Here is a 21,621-nt window from a genome sequence, read left to right on the forward strand (position 1 = left end):
GGACTGAAAAACTCCGAAATTTGTCATTTTTCAGACTGGATCTCGTCTGTCGAAGTTACTACAACCCTTCCTTTTTTGAAAAATTATGTCCTTGAAAAACCCCGAAAACGGCCGATGATCCTAGGGTAGTACTATGGCATTCAATCCATTCTCCATTTTAACCAATATCAGGGTATCGATAGACCAGATTTTGGGAAATCTACCTCCAAAAGTGGTAAAGACGATAGGTACCGCAGCTCTCAGCTTGGCGGTCCTGGTCGCAGTTGTTCTAGGCTGGTTCAGTTTCCAGAAAGGGCTAGCTTTGGCGGGAGAAGAAGATCAGGCCAAGGAACTGGATCGTAAGGCATTATTTTTAGAAGATATAGAAAGGGAATACAATCGGAAAAGAAAGGACGTAAGATGGAGTGATCCTTCTTACTCGGACTCGGGAAGTTCTTCTTTGGATATCGAAAGATACGGTTTGGAAAAACCGAAGATGGACCCTTCTGCCCCTAAAACTGAGCTGGAAGAGTCGGACACAATACGTAATTCTAAAATGAAGGAAGGAGATCCTAGGGTTTTCTTTCCTACGGAAAACGAAAGGCCTGCTCGGGAGGATTTAGCTCCGAGTGATAAGGGCTCGGATTCTCCTCGTTTGGAACCTAACACTAAGCAGCCTAATAGGGAACTTCCAGCAGAAAAGGAAGAGTCCAGGTTGAGCCGTCCTCCTAGAAAAGAACAAAGACCTAGGGGAGAATGAGATGAAACATATTGTACTTTCTTTAAGTATCCTACTTTTTGCAAATCAGATTGTAGCAGATTTTCCTCTGCCGATTCCGGAACCAAATGAGGGAAGTGTTTCCTCCAGGGGAACTTCTCCGGATGAGCCGCTTCCTCCTATCGATGCGAGTTATATAGTTTCAGAACAAAAACCGGAACAAGCTGGAACAGAAGCAGTTTCTGAAAATGCAACGATTACCGGCGAAGAACCGAAGATTGGGGAAACAAGACAGACTGTTTTAGAACCTGCAAAAGAGAAAAAAACAAAACTTCCGAATCTTGCGGAAAAAAAAGATAAAAAGAATGGCAAGAAGAAGGAGAGCACTGATCCGAGTAGAGCCGCATACGAGCGAGGGCTTTTACGTCTTAGAAATGGACAAAAAGATGCAGCTAAAGAAGAATTTGGTAAAGCCGCTTCAACAGAAGGAACTGCAAGTTCTCAGGCAAAATTAGAATTATCTAAATTAGAAAACTCAAAGGCTCCTGAATCCAATGCGGAAGCTCCGGCGGAAGATGATTCCAGATGGAAAACTTCTTTGGAAACCGCAAGATCTCTTAGGGCTCAGGGTAAAAATTCGGAAGCAGAATCCATTCTTCTGAGAACCGCAACCGAGGGAGACGGCGAATATAGATCCAGGGCTTTATTACAATTAGGTGATATGCTTTTTAGGATGGGAAGATATTCCGACGCTCGCAGTTATCTTATGGATTTTTGGAATAGTTTCGGCAAAACTTTTCCGAACGCAGATGATACAAACTCCAGAGAATTCAAAAGACAAAGAGAAGAAAAGGAACTAGGAGCTTATTTACTCTTTAAATCCAGTTATAAGGCTGGAGAAGGTGAATGGGCAAAAAGGTTTTTAAGAAAATATTTGGATAAGTCTGTTTCCGAATCCCAAGGAGTGTATTCCCCCTTGAGAACGGAAATGGAATCTTTCGCGAGAAGCGATCTTTAAGTTAAGGCTACGTTTACTTCTAATTTTCCGAATTTGGAAAATAGACTGATACCAAGAGCTTGTTTTTTAGGGATCTTGATCGTTTCATTTTTTGCATCCACGATATTCGGAGCAGTGATCTCGATCGATTGACCTGCAGTTGCGAAAATATTCATCGCGTTACCTGTGGTCATGTTTGCGATCTCACCTAAGATGTCCTTGTATTCGTTCTTGATATCGTCGTCGCTCATTCCAGGCATCAGTTTTTTGGAAATTTTATAAGCCGCGTCGTAGTTCAAACCGTAGATCACTTCTCCGTTAAACGTCCCTAAAACTCCGATGATAATCGCAAGTTCTAGATTGGTTTCCGGAGTGTCTTTGATCCCGATCTTTCCACGGATCAGGTCGGTCTGTAATATATCCCGGAAGACAATTGTAGCTGCTTCCAGGAATGGGTTTACTAACTCGGCGCGGATTTGCATTATTCCTCCGAAACGGATCTAACGGATGCTCGTTCGACTTTGATACTTTCCTCTAGGGATTGTGGAATTTCCATGAGTATTGCAGTAAGTAAGGAGCCATTATCCCTGGTTCTCAGGAATGAAGGATCAGGAGTTCCTAATTTGACTCCGGAGAAGGAAACAATTGCATATTTTTCTCCTTCTCTATATGGTCCGATATTTTTCTTTTGGGTCAAACCTGGAAGGCTCAAATCCTGTAAGAATTTTTTGTCGGAACTTAAGGAGAATACATCTTTACCAACACTGATCTTTTTCAGATCGGCTAAAGATTTACCTTTCAGGGAAACAGTTTGTCTACCTAAAAGTGTAGCGATCTTTTGCAAACCGTCCGGCTCGTTTTGTAGAGCGACTAGTTTTGCTTTTAAAGACTCTAAAGAGTTTTTACGTGCTTCTAATAAGAACTTACTTCTGAGGACTGTTTTTCTTTCCTCGAATGGTACAGGCTTACCATCTTTACCTTTTAAGGTATTTGGGTCTAAGGACTCTTTGTCGTACAGCTCTTTCAACTGAATGTCTGTAGGCTCCAGATTTCTTTCGGAGGCTTTAACTAGATCTTCTTCCGTGTATAAAACCGCATCCAGATCCACTCTTGCACCGGAAGCTTCGGAGAGTATATTTAGCTCTCCATCCGTGCGTCGGATCTCAGTCGGAAGGAAGTTTTGGAAAAGAGCCTGGGACACTTTATAATCAATCCTAAAACGTAGAGGTGCCTGCTGGAGGAACTGACGATAAATTTCTTCCGGTTTTTTCAGATCTTCTTCAGAATATCCTGCACCTTGGAGAGAATTTTTAGAAACTCTTTTAGCTTCTTCCCAAAGAGCAGTTCTTTCGGATTCCTCAGTGATTGTAAAACCTACTGAATTTCCGATTTTGCGGAAGATATATTGGCCTTTTAAAGATTGGAAGGCACAGTCTGCCCAAAGTGACTCGGAACCTTGTCCTTGGTACATCTGGATACAAAATCTTTTTGCTGCGTTGAATGAATCGATTGGGACGCTTTGGTCGTCAATGCTTCCCATGGTGATGCTTGCCTTTCCGGCCAGCATATCTATACCTACTTGTTCCACATCTGGCTTTAATAGCATGATGATCAGCATCAGGACAAGAATTCCCAAAAAAACTGCTGATCCGACTTTGAATAAAATATCTTTAAGTGAAATTCCGTCTGGATTTGTCATAAAACTACGTTCACAAGGAAGACTGGCCTGCGCCTGGAATCTGTAAAGGAGAAAAACCGCCCGAAAAATGCTTCAGGAACGGCCGAATTCGATAGATACATATAATGATGCTCTATATTGCCTTAGCACTCATTTTAGTAGGAATCCTCTGCTTTATTTATGTTTCCTTCCAGCCAAATTCTAAAAAAGAGTTTAGCGCCGGATTATTTCCTAAAGGAAACCTTCCTCCTGCGAGGGAGAAAAAAATTTCTGAAGGATCATTAGCTTCTCTTAAAAAACAAGGACGCTCGGAAACCTATTCTCAAATGGATCAGGTATTTGCTGAAGAGAGAAAGATCCGTCCTCTTTCCGAAAGACAAAGAATGGAAACTAAACAGGCCGAGCCTGAGGTTTTAGAAGAGGAAGAATTTGGAACTGAGATTTGGGATGAAACAAAAAGGGGAGAAGTTTTAGAAATGGTAACTGAGCCTGAACGTACCCAACCTAGAATCCCTAAAGAAGAAGAATGGTCCATGGAAGGAGTATTATTCCTAGATCTTTCCGGAAGATTACCTTACGAGGCGCTCCAAGAAAAGATACGACCTGAAACTCTAAAAGGTTTTAGAAGAATGGGAAAGGGAAGTATTAGAGAGATCCCAGGTGGATTTACATTCCAGGCTAGAAATTCAGAATTTAGTTATAAATTGAGCGAAGTAGAGAAGATCGTTTTTTACGACCAAGGTTTCGCATTACTTCCTCTAAAAAGAGAATACCCGACCCCGATCTTTTTGACCAAGGACGGGGAGAAGTTCAAATCTTATTTAGAATATACTGCGAGCGCTTGAAAATATGAAGAAGGCAGTGTTATCTGCCTTCTACCACTAACCACTTGGTGGTTTTTACTATCAGTCTAACGATACCATAGAACCCAGCACCAATTCCGAATGCCCAGATTTGAGGTTCGGTGATGACTGCCCAAGGTTCTTTCCAATCTCCGAATCCAACCTTGAAACTTGCCGCATAATCAAATAATACGAAGATCACTAAGATCCCAAATAAGCTTGGGTATTCTCGTTTAAGGATATTACGGAAAGAGAAACTAAGTTTAGGTTTTACATAACCTGAAAATTTAGGGATAAATGCCGGGATCTTGTCCGCCCAATTTAGATAGTCTTGGCCGAACTTATCTCTTAAGAATTTTTCTTCCGCGAACATTATTCTTTCGTAATAGAATCCGAAAAATAATGAGAATACCAGAAGTAAAGGTATATCTCTGAAATACAGAACCGGTCCTAAATACAGTAGGAAATTTCCGAGATAAAGAGGATGGCGAACAAGAGAATAAATTCCCTCTTGGTTGACAACATCGGCTACTTGCTCTTTTGTATTTCTGCCGGAAGTGCGGGCAGGAGCGTAACCGATCACAAAACAACGGACTGCTAAACCGAGTAAACTAACTGCAAAACAAGCGGCTGCATAGTATAAATTGATCTCGTAGGAATCTTCTAAAAATTCGAACTTGCTTAAGGAGTATAGACAAAGAAGAAGAATAAATCCTGGTATATAAGATCTCCAGCGAAATAGAAAATTCCCCTGCTGATCCAATTCTTCAATTAATGCCATACGAATTCCTTATGAGGTTGTGGTATTAAGGAAGGAAACTTTTATCCCCTTGGAGTGTCAACCATTGATTCTTAGGCCGTTTAAGGAGAAAGATACCTGCTCGAAAAGTCTGCAAGATCCTTTTGCAGAATTCTTTCCAGGTTCCAGGGATCCAAAACCAATCTGTAATTTAAACCTTCTCTCTGGAAAACATAACTTCCCAATTTTGTCATTCCGATAGGAGAAACTAAATAACGATCCGTAATGGTAACGATCTCAATTTTAAAATTTCTATCTTTTGGAACTGGCGAAAGTTCTTCAGACTTCTCCAAAAGAACTTCGTCTGCACTTAGTTTTTTGATCTCTTCTAAATAGTTTTCCACTTCTTCTGGGGACGCTAAAATCCCCCCACCGGAAGTTTCTAAGATCCAATTTTCAGCTTGTTTACTTAATGTAAAATTTATAGAAGAAAGTCCTGAGATTTTTATCTCTGTAACTTTTTCTCTGGCAGGGAAGGGTGGAACTAAGGATCTACTCAAGAAGAAATCTAATTTTCCTCCGCCAGTGACTGATTTTAAATTTTCTTTAACTAACCAGATTTGGTTCTTATCATCCAGTATATAAGTTCCTGAACCTTTTCTTACCGGAGCTCCTATTAGGATTTTTCCTTGAGAATTTCCAGACACACTTTTTAGTTCTAATACAGGTTCATCTCCTCCTAATCCGAATTCTTCCTTAGAAATTGAATTGGATTCCGAGAGCAGAGTAAATTTACGTAAACGTAAACAGGTTTGGATCAATTCTTCGATCCTTGCAGAATCTCCTGGTAAAACTAACCCAGAAGGTAATTGGACTGTCCATCCATCTAAATTTCGATTTAAGACACTTTCTTGCCCTTTGCGTCCGCTTGTGATAGTTTGGATCTCTTCCGATTTGATTTTGTAGAAGGCTTCCGAGTTTTGGTAGGTCTTTTTGAACCAGTCCCAAGGATCCTTCGCGATTAAAAGTAAAATGGCTAAAATTATATTTCCAAAGAATAATAGGATTTGCGGATATTCTTTATATGTTCTGCGGAGAAGGTCCGAATATTTTGAAAAATCCATTATCCGTTCCTTCTTTTCAATCTTCTGAAGGCATAAAGAGCCAGAAGTCCTGGTACTAAGAATAAATGAAATAAGCTGATCGCAGTTTCTAAGAAGAATGGTAAAGGTTTTAGTTTTAAAACAGCAGATTGTTTGGAACGAACTTCTAAAAGATCCGTTTCTCCTTTGAGTATATCAATTGCATTTAATAAAAATGGTATATTCGAATTTTTGAGTATTTCTGAGAATTCCGGAAATGCCAAAAGATCAGATACTAAATATGGAGAACCAAATACTAAAATTCGTCCTGGTTTTATGGATTTGGTGTTTTCTTTGGAATCGGGAAAATAAGAAGTAAATTTTCCTTCTGCATAAACCCCTAATACAAATGGCCCTCCATTTGGTTGGATGGGAGTAGAAAGAATTTGTTTTTCTCCTAAAGAGATAGGTTCTGTTCTGGACTCTGCATCGATTCCGCTTTTTGCTAAAGCGCTAAACTTTACATCTTTCTGTTTTTCCGGAAGAATATCCAGGCTAGAAGACCAAGGGATCAAAAGACTTTCTTGGTTTTTAGTAAATGAGCTATTCGGATCCAAACTTTTTGATTTTTGGTCCGGAACGATCCATGGCGGATACGGATATTTTCCTAAAACTCCCGGTTCTATTTCTATTACAGAACCCATTGGCAAAGAATGATCCGGCTCTAAGACGATATCGTAGTTAATTCGAATTCCATAATGTTCTAAAAATCGGACCATTTCTTCAGAGTCAGGATTTTTTTGAGCAAGTCCTGCTCCAAGATCACCGGAAAGAAGTCCGAAACTTCCTCTTTCTGAGTTCGTTTTGAACTCCATTGTCGTGGCTAGAAGGATAAAACTTCCTCCTTCTATAATAAACTTGTCTAGTTTCCTTTCCGTGTTTTTGGAAAGAGTTCCTCCGCCAATCCAAAGAACGATTTCAGTTTCAGGTGGAAGGTCTTCTGTTTCCAGATCCAATTCTAAAATCGGGCCGTATTCTCCTCTGAGAACTCTTCTTGCGAAAATTTCTATTCTGTCTTTGGGAGAACCTTGTTCTTGGAAGGAAAGGTTCCCTGGAGATTTTAAAAGAACGATGCCTGAATCCTTGTCTTGCCTTTGCATTTTACGGACTGAATTTAAGATCTGGTATTCCAAATCTTCCGTGAAGAATGCAAAAGATAAAACTTCCGTTTTATGGCCCAAGGTTAAAACAATTCCCATAAATGCTTGTTTGACTGAGGCAGAATCTCTGGAAGTTTGTTGTAGAATTTGAGGTTCCAATCCAAGCTCCATTGCTTTTCTTACATCTTCTTCCGAGGAAGAAGGATCATAAAATCGTAAAGAAACATTTTCCTTTCCGATCTTAGAGATCTCTTTTAAGAGTTCTTTGCTAAGCTCTGCTCTCGCTTTATATTCTCCCGGGATCTCTGAAGAATAAAACGCGTCTATGTAGAGTGGATCATCTAATTCTTTTAACACTTTGACTGTGCTATTCGTAATCTGGAATCTTCCGGATCTGGAAAGATCCGCTTTGCACGGGATCGTGGAGAATAGACCGTTTAACAGAACGAAGAGTAGTATTCCGTTCGCAAACCCGAACCAAGGAGATTTAGAAATTTCTAATAGAGGGCGAAATAATTCTCTCATGGATAATTTCTCCTGAGAAAGAAAATGTTCGCTGCCAGGTTCGCGGAGATAAAACTTAAAAAGTAAAGTGTATCCGAAATATCCAATATTCCCAAACGAAATGACTCAAAATGAGAAGATAAAGCGAATAAATACGCAAATGCGGAAGGCCCACCTCCGAAAAATTTCAGAACAGGCTGAGTTCCCAACAGAAAAAAGAAAAGGCAAACAAGAACAGTGAGAATATAAGAACTGATCTGGTCTCTTCCAAAAGAAGAAAGAAAGATCCCAAGGCTGATATAGGCTCCTCCGAGAAATATACAACCAAGGTAGCCTGCAAATACGATCCCTAAATCTAAATCTCCAAAAGCCCAGATAAAAAACGGGATAGAGGCGCTTAGACAAACGGTGGATCCTAAAAACGCCCAAGCTGCCAAAAACTTTGCGCCTACGATTTCCCATTTAGAGATTGGCAAAGTGAATAAGATCTCTAAACTTCCCGATTTTTTTTCTTCGGACCAAAGCCTCATTGTGATCGCAGGAACAAATACAACGAATAAAAGGGGAGTCCATACGAAATATTCTTCCATACCTGCAACTTTTCTATCCCAGAAAGAGCCTTCTCCCAATCCATAAAAGAATAAGAAGGAGGATAAGAATAGGTAAAGTATAGAGAAAACGTAGCCAATCGGTGTATTAAAATAACTAGCCCATTCTTTTTTAAAAACGGCGACGAGTCCTGGAGGCAGGTTGAGAAGTTTCATATTTTAACCGGAAACCAGATCCTGGAAAACGGATTCTAAGGACTTTTGGGAAATCTTATATTCTAAAATTGGAAAGGATTCCTTTCGAAGGACCTCAAAAATTTCCTCCGGTTTAAGAGAAGATTCCAATCTGAATTTGGTATATTCTCCTTCTTTTTCGGAAGAGAGAATTTGGATATTCTTACCTTCTAAAACTTTTCCCAAAATTTCCTTACTTATTTTAGCAGTTAGAAGGACAGAATCTGATCTTTTAAATTCAGAAACAGGAAGATCAGCAACTAAGTTTCCTTTATGTAAGACTAATGCATGATCGCAAGTTTCTTCCACTTCTGAAAGGATATGAGTGGATAATAATACTATTTTATCTTTTCCTAAATTTCGGAGTACATCTCTGAAATGAGAAATTTGGATAGGATCTAAACCGGAGCTAGGTTCATCTAAAACGATCCAATCCGGATCATGGAGTAGTGCCCCAGCTAATGCCAATCTTTGTCTTGTACCTTTGGACAAAATTCCCGCTAAAGAAAAGGTTTGGGACCTTAAATCACAAATATCTAATACTTCTTTTTTTCTTTTTTTGAAAAAGGAAGTTTCCATCCCTCTTGCATTTCCTATAAAATCCAAATATTCTCCCACAGTCATATCCGGATAGATCGCTGAAGATTCCGGGAGGTAACCTAATCTTTGTTTTATAGTTTGTGGGTCTTTTTCTAAATAGACTCCGTCGAGAGATACGGAACCTTTATCCGGTTGTACAAATCCCGTGAGAATTCTGAGAGCAGTTGTTTTACCTGCACCATTAGGTCCTAGTAAACCTGTGATCCTATTTTTTGGAATGGAGAAATTCAGATTAGAAATCGCGACTTTTCCAAAATAGGATTTAGAAAGATCGGATACGTGAAGAGAGGCCACGAAAGTTATTCTTTCGGGCCTAAACGCCTATGCAACTTTTTTTCCCGGGATTTATGCCTTGATGCGGAGCATTGTATCCACTTTGAATTTACGAAGTACATCCATTAGAGTAGGTTGAAGATTCACCACCTCTAATTTCACTCCGAAATGATCCAAAAGGTTTCTAAGTGTGAGTAGTTTTGCAACACCGCTGGAAGTAATTTTTTTAGTTGGGGTCATGTCCAAGGTTAAGTTTTGGATATGTGCCCTGGAAGCCTGCTCCGAAATTTCATCAAAGACTTTTTCGTATCCGTCCAGAAGTTGATTTTCGAAACGAACGATTCCGTGTTTATTTTGTATCGTTAATTTGGCCATAGGTAACAGCTTGTTTAATAAGATAGACTCTTAAAACTCGAGCATCCCAACAATAAAACAGGGTAGGAACTCCAAGTCCTATTATCCAAACAAGCGGCTCAAATTTTTCGGCACATAAAATTCCAATAATTCGCCTTGGGAAAAATTTCCCAGGCCTCATAATCTGAGCCAATTCCTAGAATTTCGAGGCCTGAATTTTGTAGTAACTTCGACCAAGTTTCAAGCGGATAGGCCCTGTGAAAATGTTCCTCCAGCTCTGAAATCCCAGGCCCAGAAAATTCCAAACTGGTCTTTAAAACGGAAGTTTCCGGATCGAATTCGTTCTTCCAGACTAGTTTTGTCTTCCCATGGGTCTCTTTCAGGACCTTATTCTGAAAATTTTTTCGAAAATTTTCAGAGGTGCTTACATCAAAAAAGAAGACCCCATCCTTCTCCAAAACTTCCGAAACTTGGGCAAATACCTGGGAGAGTTCCTTTTCACTTTGGAAATAATTTAGAGTGTCATGCACTGAGAAAATCAGATCAAAAGACTTATTGAGTTTCGGGAAGGACTTAAGATCCCCTAATTTACGGACCCCTCTGATTTGCTCAGAATCGGCGATTTGAAGCATTTCAGGAGAATTATCGATTCCCCAAAGTTCTGTAGAAGAAGGTAGAAATTTCCAAATTTTGCAGGTGCCGCAACCCAAATCTAATGCGATTTTTGGGTGGATTTTTTGGGTTCCGATTTGGTAAGATTCCAAAATCATCTTAGCCCAGTCACGATAAGGTGCCCTTTTCATGACCCCGTCGTAAATGCCCGCAAACGCCGTATACGGCCTTTTTTTGGGGATTGGAGAAATAATTCTTGATTTATTCCCCTGCTCGCGAGTATTCCTATCCATTTGATGCGACATAATTCTTTGAAGAGTTTTCTTCATCGAATCTTCGTGAAACTCTAAGTATGGGCCTAGAACTTCTTTTACCCTTTTTAGCCAGTGTAGGCATTACTATCCTCCTTCGCAGGATGGACAAGTCGAATTATAAGCTCAGCCAGATCAAAAGATATACTGGCAAACTCCAGGAAGAATTACAAGAGATCGCCCTGGAAAAAATCCAATCCGTAAAAGATTCGGGAATAGAACTGGAGATCAGTTTAAAACAAACCAGAAAACTTGCGGAAGAGGTAAGAGGCCTTAATGAAGAATCCAGGCAGTTACTGGACACAATTCGCTCTAACCGGGATTTTTTAAACGCAGTTACATTAGATCTAAAAGAAGTAGTTCATCTTTCTTCCGATATTCGCCAAGAGTCCCAGTCCATCCAAGACGGATTACAAAGATTGGAACTTGGTAAAAAAGAAGTGTATGGGATCGGAAATCGTATCCAAGAGCTTCGCTCCGAGGCAGAAGTTTTACTCGAAGCATTCCAAGAAAAATTAAATTTCCGTTCCGATGATATTCTACAATCCCTCGCTTCTAAAATTGTAGAGCTCGAAGGATTATTAGAAGTTAAAGCGGATCGTATCGAATCCGGTTTAGAAGAATTGGGAGAAGCTTTCCGCCAAAGATTAGAGGCTCAGACCAAATCATTATACCATGAAACAGTCGGGAAAGTGGACAATGCTCGTGAAGAAGTTCAGTCCCTTCTTGAATCCGTAAAAGTAAAAGAAGAAGATATAGATGCTAGAACTGATCGTATGCAGACTGCATTCTTATCCGTATCCGAAAAAATTGATCGTTTAGAAACCAGAGTGGATGAGAAGGCCGAGCTTGCGGATCGTAAATTAGAAGAAACCTTCTCTCGTAATGAATCAGTCATTCGCCAAAAATACGATCAAGTATTAGAACAAGTAGTTCATTCTAAAGAAGCATTCTTAAACGGAGTTCGAATAGAGATCGAGGCAATTCGTAAAGAGATCGAAGGAATGAGTCTGGAAACTCTTACTAGACGTGATGAGATCTTAAACGAAACCAGACGCCAAGCAGAAGGTATCAACGACTCCATCAATATATTCCAAGAAAAATATCTGGAAGCGGAAAACAAACTGCTTAAGCAGGCAGATTCTCGCAAAGCGGATCTGATGCGTCAGATAGATTCTTTCGAAGACGAATTCAATCGTATTTCCAGTAGTTTAAGAATAGAAGCGGAAGATCTAAGAAAGGAAATTCTTTCCGGATTAAAAGAATTCCATTCCGCTTTGGAATCTTCTCGTTCTGAAGAAGAACGAAAATCCAAGCTGAAACTGGACCAAGTCAGAGAGTCCCTGGAAGAAGAACTAAAAGTCCTGCAAAACTCTCAGGTGGAAAAATTCCGTGCCGATTGGGAAAATATTAAGGAACACGTTAAGGAGTATTCTTCTCAAATCTCTAATCGAATGAAAGAAATAGATGGTTCTGTAAAAGAACTGAAAGTTTCATTAGAAGAAGAAGTAGGCGCATTACATGCTTCTCACTCGGATCGTTTCCGTTCTGAATGGGATTCTATTAGAGAGAATGTAAAAATTTTCGACGTCCAGGTTTCTACCCGGATGAAAGAAATGGATTCTTATGTAAAAGATATCCGTGAAGCTCTCGAAGGAACCGCAGGCGATATTCTGGCAGAGGCGGAATCCAAGGTAAGCGAGATTGGACTCTCTATCGAAGATGAGTTCCGCAAAATAGACAGAAGATTCGAACACTTCTCTCGTTCCTGGGAAGAAGATGTACAATCCCAGAAAAATCATACCATGGATGCAATCCGTGGATTGGAAGAAAGACTGGGACAGATCCATTTTAAAGGTGCAGAATATCTGGAAGAATTCTCCAAATCTTATGCGGAACAAAAAGATAAGATCGAAGAATTTGTATCTAAATACAAGGCGAACTTCCAAAAAGAGGGAGATGAGGTCAGAGACGAACTTGTTTCTCGTTTTAAAGACCTAAAAGCCGACGCAATCACAAGTGTAGAAAACGTAAAAGTTGAATATTCTGCGGCAGGAGAAAGATTCGAAAATCTTCTGCGCAAGAACGAAAAACTTTTGGAAATGCAAGCGGAGAAGATCCGCACTTCTACCGAATCCCAATTGGAAAAGGCAGGAGAGCAGGCAAGGGTCGTCCTAGACAAACTGAAAGAATCTGGCCAAGACTTCTTCGAAAGACAGGAAGAAAAAATAGATCGTCTGAACGATACGATCGATTCCAAGATCAACAGACAATTGTCTGCGCTCTTGGATAAAGGCCAGATCCAACTCAGCCAATTGGAAGAAAGGATCGCAAAACATTTAGCCGACGTAAAACGACATCTGGAAGAAGCTTTAGATTCCGGTATCAAGGAAAGCGAAGGCCAGATGAAGGAATTCCAAAATCAGGTAAAATATTTACTGAAAGAAACTGAAGAATCTTCGGAGGAATTCCTAAAAACTGGAAGAGAAGAATTCCAGAAGGCTCAAAAAGAATATCGTATTCTTCAAGTCGATCTTCGCAAAGATCTATCAGAGATCCAGGATGCAAAACGTTCTCTATTCTCCGAGTTGGAAGAAGAAGCGGAAAAACTCCGTTCTTCCGTGGATGATATCTCTGAAAGGATTCTGGATGCAGAAAAACGTTCTGCACTCTTCTTAGATGTAAAAGAAATTATAGAACGTTCCGAGGAGTTTGTTTCCGAGATGAAAGAAGCTCTGGAAGATGCAAACCATACGGAAAAAACATACGAAGATCTGGATCAGAATTTAGTTCGGATCAAAAAAGTACAAGAAGATCTGGAAACTCGTATTTCTCAGGCAGAAGAGAGAAGTTCAGAAATTCTCTCGATAGAAGAAAAAGCAGAAGTCTTAAAAGAAGAATTCGAAAGAATTATGGAAGAATCTTCTCAATGGAACGATACTCATCGTAAATTGGTCGAGGCAGGAGAAAGGGCATTCGAAATGGAATCCCGATTCTTGGATCTGGAAGACCGTTTAGGTAGAGTGGTATCGGTTAGAGAAGAGATCAAACAACTTGACCAAGATAGCCAAGGCCATAAAGAGAATTCATTCAAGTTAGCTCAAAAAATACGTGAGATGGAAAAAGAGATCTCCGTAATCGAAGCAAGAGAAAGAGAAGTCGCAGAAACTCTTAAGAAAACAGATGATAGACTCGAGACTCTTGCAGGCAGAAAAGAAGAGATACTTTCTGTAGAAGCTAAGTTCGATAAGATAGAAGACCTAATGTCAGAGTTAGGAGAGCGTCATAAACAGATCAGCACTCTTCAACAAAGATTAGATGATATGAAAGAAGGGGCTCTATCGGTTAAGGATGACCTAGAAGGTTTACTTTCCGAAGCGGAAGATACCTTCGAAAAACTTTCTACATTCATGGATGTGGTGCAAACCAATATGTCTAAGACCGGAGGGGGAAAATCCGGCAAGACTCAAGGCCAAGACCCCTTAGTAGCTAGAAAGAAAGCAACAGTGTTGAATTTATTTCATAATTTCCATTGGCAACCAGAGACGATCGCTGAAAAATTAGGCCTCGAAACTTCTTTGGTCCAAACTATCATTCAAAATGAGACGGTGAAAAAGGGATGATTTTTTTCTTGACCCGAATGTTTTACCCCAATATGTCTCGTTCCCACTTGTATTATACGACATGCAAAAAATTTCATAGGGAGATCCTTTCGTTTTTAATAAAAAACTGAAATTGTAGGGTAGCGTTCCGAAAATGATTCCTTTTTTCGAGGCGTCTGGAAACGTATCAAAGTAAATTTGACACGTTCCGGAAAAGTCTCGGGATGAAATAAGGAGAAGCTCCCAAAGCTCGTTCGTATGGTACAAAAAAAGAAAACTACTGTTAAGAGGAAGAATTCCATGGCTCAAAGCGCTGAAAAGGATACCCTCATCGTCGCAAGCAAGGTAAAAGCTTATATCAAATCTAAAGGCTTTATGACTTCCGGAGACGCGGTCGATGGCTTGAATGAAAAGTTATACGGACTGATCGACGATGCTTTAAAACGTACCGAGGCGAACAAACGCACTACGGTTAGACCAACCGACTTCTAATCCATTCTTGATCTACATCAAGAACAAGACTGAAATCGAGAAAATGAGGGCGGCGGGCAAATTAGCCGCCGCGCTTCTGGACTATATATCCGGGTTTATTCAACCAGGTATAAGTACCCTTGCGATCAATGATCTCTGCGAAGAGTTCACTAAGAAAAATGGAGGCAAGTCGGCTCCATTAGGCTACAAGGGTTTTCCGAAATCGGTATGTACTTCTATCAACGAAGTCGTTTGCCATGGCATTCCAAAGGCAATTGATGTTCTGAAGGAAGGAGATATAGTCAACGTAGACGTGACTCCTATCGTAGATGGATATCATGGAGATAGTTCTCGTACTTTTATCGTAGGCGGTAAAACTTCTCCGGAAGTAGAGCGTCTTGTTAAAGATGCAGAACGTGCCATGTGGGTTGGGATCGAACAGGTGAAACCTGGAAATCGTGTAAGCGATATCGCAAATGCGATTGATGATTACCTGACTCCTAAAGGATATGGGATCGTTAAAGATCTAATGGGCCACGGAATAGGAAGAGGTTTCCATGAAGAACCACAAATCCCTCATTACCGATCCGGCCGTAAACTAGCCAAACTCGAACCTGGAATGACGTTCACTATAGAACCAATGGTGAATTTAGGGACCTGGGAAGTGATCTTTTCTAAAAAGGATGGATGGACTGTGACTACAAGGGACGGAAAATGGTCCGCTCAGTTCGAACATACCATTCTAGTCACTGAAAAAGGCTATGAAATTTTAACCCAAGCATAGTAATCTGTCGTGCATGGATTTCGTTTGGAAATATATTTCTTTACTAGGTAAGGATCTTGCCTTTTTCGTTTTAGGCTTTTTAGTCTTCTACATAGGTAAAAAACTCAAGGACTGGACGGAACCTCGTAAACTCGACGAGGAATTAGTAAAATCCGATAATAGTGCTCTCGCCTTAAGTTTATCCGGTTATTATATCGGGGTCATTATATTATTTATCACTATAGTTTCTCATCCTGGAGAGAAAGGGGACTTATTAGGGGATCTTTTCCAAGTGTCTTCCTTTTCTATCTTAGGAGTGGTACTTCTTCTTCTCTCACAAAAGATCAACGATGGATTAATACTTGGTGGGATAGATGCAATCGAAGAGATCTATGACAAAAGAAACCTAGCGGTTGCCTCCGTTTTATTCGGAGGAACTATCGCGAGTTCCTTTTTTATCGCCGCAGCATTGAATGGAGATATAGGAGAGAAGGTATTTCCTCAAGGATTAGGAATTGCAGTTTCTCCTCTTGTGGAAAAAACGATCATCGGATCGATTATTTCTGTGATCTTTTTTTCCGTAGGGCAGATCGGAATGATCTTATTCTCCGTATATTATAAACTTTGGGTCCCATATAAACTTAAGAATGAACTGGAAGAAAAACAAAACCTGGCCGCAGGAACAGCATTTGCTGGAGCATTACTTGCTATCGGGATCTTACTCACTAGAGCATTGTTTAGGGAATTTGAATCCTTATACCAAACAGGGATCTTATTACTTCTAGATCTGGGACTTGCATTTATCATCATTCCTATCTTACATTTTTTTGCGGATTGGGTAGTATTACCTGGTTCCACATTAAAGGAAGAAATAGAAAGAGATCAGAATTTCGGAGCAGGGTTATTGGAAGCAGTGGTGCTTGTGTCCTTCTCCGCTATTATATTTTTTGCAGTTTGAAATTAGAATAAGTCTTTAGAAGAGTACAATTTCCATTCAAGGTGATATACTTTTTTGATCCCGAAGTCACAAGCTGCTTGTAAAATCATTTTTTCATCCGATTCTTGCGATAGGATAGGATAAGCTTCTGTAAGATCAGAAACGATCTCTGCAAAAATATATTTATGAGTAGGTAAGAAGGGAGAAAGTCCTCTCTCATCAAATCCTCGCAGCGCTCCTAATAGTCCTGCGAGTAAAATCCTGCCTAGTGGTCTTGTTCTTTCCTTTGGAAGATCCAAGCCTGCTTCTTTTGCGGCGGTTAAAAGTTCCTGGAGAGGAATTCCTCCCGATATAGAATATAAGGATGTTTCTTCTCCTTCCTGCATAAAGAAAGAATAAGATATGCTTCTCGAAAGTAAAGAACTTCTGGATGAACTAAAAGATATCGCAGAGACGAACGGATTCCAATTATTCGGAGTGGGATCTGCTTTTGTTCCTACGCCAGACAAGGAAAATATTCTGCATTGGGTCGAAGAGGGGCGTCATGGAAATATGGATTGGTATCCAAAAAACATGAACCTTCGACTTGAGCTAGAAGGACTTGGATTTAAACCGGAATCAGTAATCGCTCTTGGCGCTCTATATAATGATCCTGAATATGAAAATTTAGATCTTCCTTATCGATTTTCCAGGTATGCGATGGGAGAAGATTATCATTCTGTTCTTCGCAAAAAAGCATCAAGCCTATTAGAATTTTTAAGGAAGAAGTTTCCGAACCAAAAATTCAGACAAGGAGTGGACTCTCTACCCGTTCCAGAAAAAATTTTGGCGAGAGAAGCGGGCCTTGGATGGATCGGAAAGAATACGAATTTGATCCATGAAGAATACGGATCCTTTTTCTTTATCAGCTTAATTTTTACGGATCTTCCTTTGCGTTTTGTTTCCGTAAAAGCAAAAGATAGATGCGGAACTTGCAGAGCCTGCATTGATTCTTGTCCTACCGGTGCTTTGGAACCGTATAGAATAGACGCTCGAAAATGTATCTCCTATAAAACGATAGAAGATAGATCGGAGAATGTTGATTCTCTGCATGGTTGGGTATATGGTTGCGATATCTGCCAAGAAATCTGTCCTTGGAACCAGGTCAAAGCACGGAAGAAGGGCTGGAAAACGGAGATAGGTGAATTTAAGATCCGAGATCTATTCAAAAAAGAAAATCTCTCGGATCTGAATGAGAAAGAATTCAAAACTTATTTTCAGGACTCTGCAGTGAGTAGGATCTCCTACAAACAGATGAAGAGAAATTTAAGTGTTTGGGAAAGAGATTCTTCCAAATTTTGAAGACAAAAGTTTATCCACGAGCGCCAAAAATCCTGCAATCAATAAGAACAATACAAAGATCCCTATAATATTTATCATAACTCCTGAATAACCAAGGCGAGGAACATCCATAATATTATAAGGATACCATTCTTGAATAGCTCCTCTGATTAGTGTAAATGTAGCATACCCAATTGGAAGAATTGCAGCTAATAATATCCTACGAAGAGTAACTGTTTTTGCAGGTCCGAAAATAATCCAACCAAGTACTGCAAGTATTGGAGCTATATTGTGTTCTAAAGTGCTAGCGGTGTCCGCAATAATATTATTCTTAGGAACAGTTTGCAGAACAAAGTTAAAAACAATCCCTGTGATCGTAATATTTATGATCCCAATCAAACGCCAGACATGGAAACTTGAAGAAGTTCGATCTAAATTGAATGCAAGAAGAAGTGTAGTGACCCCTAATATTAAATTGGATTGAGTGGTAAAAAATACAAATTGATTTAGTAAACTATCTAATCCAGGACCGAATGTGCGAGTGAAACCTGCGTTTGGCGGAAGAGAAGACGTATGATGATAGGCATACCATAATTCTAATAAAACACCAACAAAACAGATGAGAGCAGTCGAAACGAATACCAAGCGAGCCAAGGTAAGATTGAGTTTAGAAGTTTGCATTTGTATTTCTTTCTCTTCACAAAAATAGGTCGGCTGGATTCTTATAAGTTTTAAGCGCTCGTCAATGCTATTTTTTCTCTAACATGAGATGCATCTCTGGCAGGTGAGTCTCCGAAAAATCTTGAGTATTCACGATTAAACTGCGTTACACTTTCATAACCCACTTCATAAGCTGCGCGAGAAGCGGAGTATGCGCTATAAACCAAAAGTTTTCTTGCTTCAAGAAGTCTGAGTTGTTTTTGGAATTGGATAGGACTTAAACCTGTGATCTGTTTGAATTGTCTATGAAATGTAGTTACACCTAATCTGGATCTATCAGCGAGTCTTTTTATTTCCATAGAAGCAGTGTAATTTTCCCTGATCCATCGGATCGCAGGATAAATACTCGGTCCTTTCCCTTGGGATTGGCAGAATTTTCTCAAACGCCATCCTTGAGGACCTATTAGCGTTCTATATAATATTTCTCTTTCATAGATCGGTGCAAGTGCGGGTATATGTTCCGGAGTTTTTAGAAGACGGAGCATCCTAACCCAGGCTTCTAAAAATTCAATAGGAGCTTCGCATGCGAGGAAGTCGTTATTCATATTTTCTTCGGAAGGATCCTTTGGAAGGTCATTTAATAAATCCAGAATAGAGTCTCGGTCTAGTTCAAGCCCTAATGAAATATACGGTCCAGTTTTACCTTGTTGAACTTTTCCTGTTGCAGGAATATCTGCGGAAATCACAAAGTAAGAAGGCGCCTTTAAGTGAATAGTTTGCTCTCCTATAGAGACTACCTTTCCGCCTTGAGCAACTAACCCTATCATCGGTTCATAAACCGCTGCAAGTTGGTGTTCGGATACTTCTCCCTTTATGAGTAATACTTTTGGAAGTTCCGTCTTAGTCGGTTTTGTGGTTGCTTGGATTGTAAGCTCAGCAATCTCTTTTAAGATTTCCTTCATTCTATAGCATAATAAAATAGAACTTTATTTTAAAAAGCAAAATCCAAAAAAACATTTTAATTTATTAATGTTGAGGTAGGATTAGGCAATCAATTGGCATGATCCGATCTTTACGATATTTATAAAATCCTCTACTATCAAATCATTGGAGGACGTTATGAAAATTGCAATCGTCACAGGAGCAAGTAACGGGATCGGAAAGAATACCGCGATCGAATTGGGAAAAAGAGGAGTAGGGGTAATCCTTACTTATCATTCGGATAAGAAGGGCGCGGAAGATGTAGTAAGGGAAGTGGAGAAGAATGGTTCAAAGGCTATCTCCCTTAAATTGGATCTAAGCCAAAAATCTTCTTTTGAAAGTTTTACAGAACTAGTGAAAAAGAATCTGGAAGAGATTTGGAAAAGAAAAACTTTCGATTATCTGGTGAATAATGGAGGTATAGGAGGAGGAATGCCTTTCACAGATATCACAGAAGAATATTTCGATCAGATATTGAATACGAATTTTAAAGGACCATTCTTCATAACACAAACTCTTGTTAAATTTATAGAAGATAATGGAAGGATCATAAATACATCCAGCTCTTCTAGTCATGGCTCTTTTGTAGGATACTCTGCTTATGGAGCTTCTAAGGCAGCCTTGACTTCTTGGACAAAATATCTGGCAAAAGAACTTTCTCCTAGAAAAATACGAGTGAATGCAGTTTCTCCTGGTCCAACTCACACGAACCTTGGTGGAGGCGCATTCGATAAATATCCGGAATACATCCAACCGCTCGCGGACCAAACTGCTCTTGGAAGAATCGGAAGTCCGGATGATATCGCAAAAGTAATTGTGAGCCTGTTGTCTGACGAGTTTTCTTGGGTAACGGCGCAGGACTTGGAAGTGTCTGGAGGATTTTTGTTATAAGAGATTTTGCAAGGCGTGTAGGAGCTCCTACAGGATTTTGCAAAAGAAATATGGTTGTTGGTTTGGGTATTTTGTGATACGGGGTTTAAATTGTGTACCACCGACCAGCCCCCACCCAGGAAGGGTGGGGAGACATCTTACCCAATTTTGTAGGAATTCCAACAAATCTGCTTCGAAAACTCCTTTTCTCCCTGGTGTAAAAGGCTTGGATAGTCAGATACATGAGCGCGGGTCTGAAAAAAAAAGAGATAACTTTTCCAACCTACGAATTCGACCCTAAAACGAATTTAAAGCTCAGAAATTGGTTCGTCCAAGAAAAAAGAGACCTGGCATTTAGAAAAAACAGAACTCCTTATTCAACCTGGGTAAGCGAGATCATGCTACAGCAAACAAGAGTGGCAGCAATGCTTCCACTTTATGAAAAGTTTATACATAGGTTTCCGAAACCGGAAGATCTAGCGATCGCGGAAGAAGAAGAAGTATTTCGTTATTGGCAAGGGCTCGGTTATTATTCCAGAGCGAAAAATCTTCTGGCTGGTGTTCAAAAACTGGTGAGGGAGTTCGGTGGAAAATTTCCTAAAACCCTTGCAGAAGCCCTTTCTCTTCCTGGGATAGGGCCTTATACTGCTCGTGCAATTCTTTCTATTTCTTATAATTTGCCTTTTGCAGTTTTAGACGGGAATGCAAAAAGAGTTCTTTCTCGTTTGGTTTTATTCAAAGAGTCGGGACCAAAAGTAGATCCTATCTTACAAAAGATTGCGGATTCATTTTTGAATTTGGAATTTCCCGGTGATCATAATGAAGCCGTGATGGAATTAGGAGCTCGTATCTGTATTCCAAAACCTTTATGTAAGGAATGCCCTCTTCAAAATGACTGTTTAGCTTATCAACATGGTGTCCAAGAAAGTATTCCTGAGATAGAGAAGAAAAAGAAAGAAATTCCTTTAAATATCCGTTTTTACATTCTAAAAACAAAACAAGGGATACTTCTTATTCGTTATCCTGAGAGAAGATTTTTTAAAACGATCTATTCTTTACCATTTTCTTTCGAAGGAAAAAATCCTTACGAGGCAGACCCTGTTTTGGATTGGAGTTTAAAACCTTCCGATCTCGGGATCAAATTTAAACATACAATCACTCACCATAAGATCCAAGGTTTTGTTTCCGAAACGGAACTGGATCAAAAATTAGAAAAGAAGGTCCTCGAGAATTTTCGCAAAATTCGACCTTCTATAGAGATCAAATATTGTAATTGGAAAAATTTGGAGACAGAGTTTCCTTCTTCCATTGCAAAAAAGATCAAACAAACCCTGGCTAAAGACGGAGCAGTTTTGCCGGGTTTAGAAAATTAAACTTATATAAAAA

21 protein-coding genes and 2 pseudogenes are annotated in these 21,621 nt (G+C 39.8%); 11 read left to right on the forward strand and 12 right to left on the reverse strand.

The features are described 5' to 3' along the window. The first annotated feature begins 133 nt into the window (after nt 1–133). Together EHO65_RS04100 and EHO65_RS04105 are read left to right on the forward strand one after the other, a co-directional pair. Nucleotides 134–739 (forward strand): LIC_11485 family protein, encoded by a 606-nt coding sequence (locus EHO65_RS04100; protein ID WP_135772883.1) that lies wholly within the window; start codon nt 134–136, stop codon nt 737–739. A 1-nt stretch (nt 740) separates the two neighbouring features. Further along, nucleotides 741–1,715, forward strand: coding sequence for a tetratricopeptide repeat protein (locus tag EHO65_RS04105; RefSeq protein ID WP_135772884.1), 975 nt, complete (start codon nt 741–743; stop codon nt 1,713–1,715). Here EHO65_RS04105 and EHO65_RS04110 read toward each other — a convergent pair. Then, complete coding sequence (locus tag EHO65_RS04110) at nt 1,712–2,176, reverse strand: chemotaxis protein CheX (protein ID WP_100769381.1); 465 nt, start codon at nt 2,174–2,176, stop codon at nt 1,712–1,714. The genes EHO65_RS04105 and EHO65_RS04110 overlap by 4 nt on opposite strands. Further along, on the reverse strand, nt 2,176–3,393 hold the full coding sequence (locus tag EHO65_RS04115; RefSeq protein WP_135772885.1) for a hypothetical protein: 1,218 nt from the start codon (nt 3,391–3,393) through the stop codon (nt 2,176–2,178). The genes EHO65_RS04110 and EHO65_RS04115 overlap by 1 nt, the downstream gene beginning before the upstream one ends. Before the next feature lie 104 nt (nt 3,394–3,497). Between EHO65_RS04115 and EHO65_RS04120 the strand changes: the two genes are divergently transcribed. After that, nucleotides 3,498–4,217, forward strand: a complete 720-nt coding sequence (locus tag EHO65_RS04120; RefSeq protein WP_135772886.1) for an LIC_11490 family protein — start codon at nt 3,498–3,500, stop codon at nt 4,215–4,217. Nucleotides 4,218–4,236: 19 nt separating this feature from the next. Here EHO65_RS04120 and lmtA read toward each other — a convergent pair whose 3' ends face one another. From lmtA to EHO65_RS04155, 7 genes are all read right to left on the reverse strand, one after another. Beyond that, nucleotides 4,237–4,995: a lipid A Kdo2 1-phosphate O-methyltransferase gene (gene lmtA / locus EHO65_RS04125; RefSeq protein ID WP_135772887.1), complete on the reverse strand. Its 759-nt coding sequence runs from the start codon at nt 4,993–4,995 to the stop codon at nt 4,237–4,239. 80 nt (nt 4,996–5,075) lie between these two features. Next, a complete protein-coding gene (locus EHO65_RS04130) occupies nt 5,076–6,077 on the reverse strand; it encodes a DUF4340 domain-containing protein (protein WP_135772888.1) in 1,002 nt (333 codons plus the stop codon). Continuing rightward, nucleotides 6,077–7,720 carry a GldG family protein gene (locus EHO65_RS04135; protein WP_135772889.1) on the reverse strand — a complete coding sequence of 548 codons (1,644 nt, stop codon included), beginning with the start codon at nt 7,718–7,720 and terminating at the stop codon, nt 6,077–6,079. Before EHO65_RS04135 ends, EHO65_RS04130 begins: the two co-directional genes overlap by 1 nt. Next, nucleotides 7,717–8,463 (reverse strand): ABC transporter permease subunit, encoded by a 747-nt coding sequence (locus tag EHO65_RS04140; protein ID WP_135772890.1) that lies wholly within the window; start codon nt 8,461–8,463, stop codon nt 7,717–7,719. Before EHO65_RS04140 ends, EHO65_RS04135 begins: the two co-directional genes overlap by 4 nt. Nucleotides 8,464–8,466: 3 nt before the next feature. Continuing rightward, nucleotides 8,467–9,375: an ABC transporter ATP-binding protein gene (locus EHO65_RS04145; RefSeq protein ID WP_135772891.1), complete on the reverse strand. Its 909-nt coding sequence runs from the start codon at nt 9,373–9,375 to the stop codon at nt 8,467–8,469. 51 nt (nt 9,376–9,426) lie between these two features. Then, nucleotides 9,427–9,729 carry an STAS domain-containing protein gene (locus EHO65_RS04150; protein WP_100707228.1) on the reverse strand — a complete coding sequence of 101 codons (303 nt, stop codon included), beginning with the start codon at nt 9,727–9,729 and terminating at the stop codon, nt 9,427–9,429. A gap of 98 nt (nt 9,730–9,827) precedes the next feature. Continuing rightward, the gene (locus EHO65_RS04155) at nt 9,828–10,613 is read right to left on the reverse strand and encodes a class I SAM-dependent DNA methyltransferase (protein ID WP_135772993.1); all 786 of its coding nucleotides are present in this window, start codon (nt 10,611–10,613) and stop codon (nt 9,828–9,830) included. Between the two features lie 59 nt (nt 10,614–10,672). Between EHO65_RS04155 and EHO65_RS20145 the strand changes: the two are divergent. The 5 genes and pseudogenes from EHO65_RS20145 to EHO65_RS04175 form a co-directional block, all read left to right on the forward strand. Continuing rightward, nucleotides 10,673–12,004 (forward strand): annotated as a pseudogene (locus EHO65_RS20145) (SpiroCoCo family coiled-coil protein); the annotation flags it as partial. Between the two features lie 1,224 nt (nt 12,005–13,228). Beyond that, nucleotides 13,229–14,254 (forward strand): annotated as a pseudogene (locus tag EHO65_RS20150) (SpiroCoCo family coiled-coil protein); the annotation flags it as partial. Nucleotides 14,255–14,491: 237 nt separating this feature from the next. Then, on the forward strand, nt 14,492–14,725 hold the full coding sequence (locus EHO65_RS04165) for a hypothetical protein (RefSeq protein ID WP_010515511.1): 234 nt from the start codon (nt 14,492–14,494) through the stop codon (nt 14,723–14,725). A 7-nt stretch (nt 14,726–14,732) separates the two neighbouring features. After that, the gene (map, locus tag EHO65_RS04170) at nt 14,733–15,488 is read left to right on the forward strand and encodes a type I methionyl aminopeptidase (RefSeq protein ID WP_135772893.1); all 756 of its coding nucleotides are present in this window, start codon (nt 14,733–14,735) and stop codon (nt 15,486–15,488) included. A gap of 13 nt (nt 15,489–15,501) precedes the next feature. Continuing rightward, nucleotides 15,502–16,425: a DUF350 domain-containing protein gene (locus EHO65_RS04175; protein ID WP_135772894.1), complete on the forward strand. Its 924-nt coding sequence runs from the start codon at nt 15,502–15,504 to the stop codon at nt 16,423–16,425. A 2-nt stretch (nt 16,426–16,427) separates the two neighbouring features. Here the strand turns inward: EHO65_RS04175 and EHO65_RS04180 are convergent, their stop codons facing one another. Beyond that, complete coding sequence (locus tag EHO65_RS04180; RefSeq protein ID WP_135772895.1) at nt 16,428–16,790, reverse strand: LIC_11502 family protein; 363 nt, start codon at nt 16,788–16,790, stop codon at nt 16,428–16,430. A gap of 16 nt (nt 16,791–16,806) precedes the next feature. On the opposite strand from EHO65_RS04180, the gene queG reads away from it, so the two are divergent. Beyond that, nucleotides 16,807–17,745: a tRNA epoxyqueuosine(34) reductase QueG gene (gene queG, locus EHO65_RS04185; RefSeq protein ID WP_135772896.1), complete on the forward strand. Its 939-nt coding sequence runs from the start codon at nt 16,807–16,809 to the stop codon at nt 17,743–17,745. Here the strand turns inward: queG and EHO65_RS04190 are convergent. Next, nucleotides 17,710–18,405, reverse strand: a complete 696-nt coding sequence (locus tag EHO65_RS04190) for a Pr6Pr family membrane protein (RefSeq protein ID WP_135772897.1) — start codon at nt 18,403–18,405, stop codon at nt 17,710–17,712. The genes queG and EHO65_RS04190 overlap by 36 nt on opposite strands. 50 nt (nt 18,406–18,455) lie before the next feature. Next, a complete protein-coding gene (locus EHO65_RS04195; RefSeq protein ID WP_135772898.1) occupies nt 18,456–19,346 on the reverse strand; it encodes an AraC family transcriptional regulator in 891 nt (296 codons plus the stop codon). 157 nt (nt 19,347–19,503) lie between these two features. Between EHO65_RS04195 and EHO65_RS04200 the strand changes: the two genes are divergently transcribed. Next, entirely contained in the window at nt 19,504–20,256 is a 753-nt protein-coding gene (locus tag EHO65_RS04200) for an SDR family NAD(P)-dependent oxidoreductase (RefSeq protein ID WP_135772899.1), read from the forward strand. 221 nt (nt 20,257–20,477) lie between these two features. After that, nucleotides 20,478–21,608, forward strand: coding sequence for an A/G-specific adenine glycosylase (locus EHO65_RS04205; RefSeq protein ID WP_135772900.1), 1,131 nt, complete (start codon nt 20,478–20,480; stop codon nt 21,606–21,608). Nucleotides 21,609–21,621: the final 13 nt, after the last annotated feature.

This window comes from Leptospira andrefontaineae (assembly GCF_004770105.1).
Lineage (GTDB): Bacteria > Spirochaetota > Leptospiria > Leptospirales > Leptospiraceae > Leptospira_B > Leptospira_B andrefontaineae.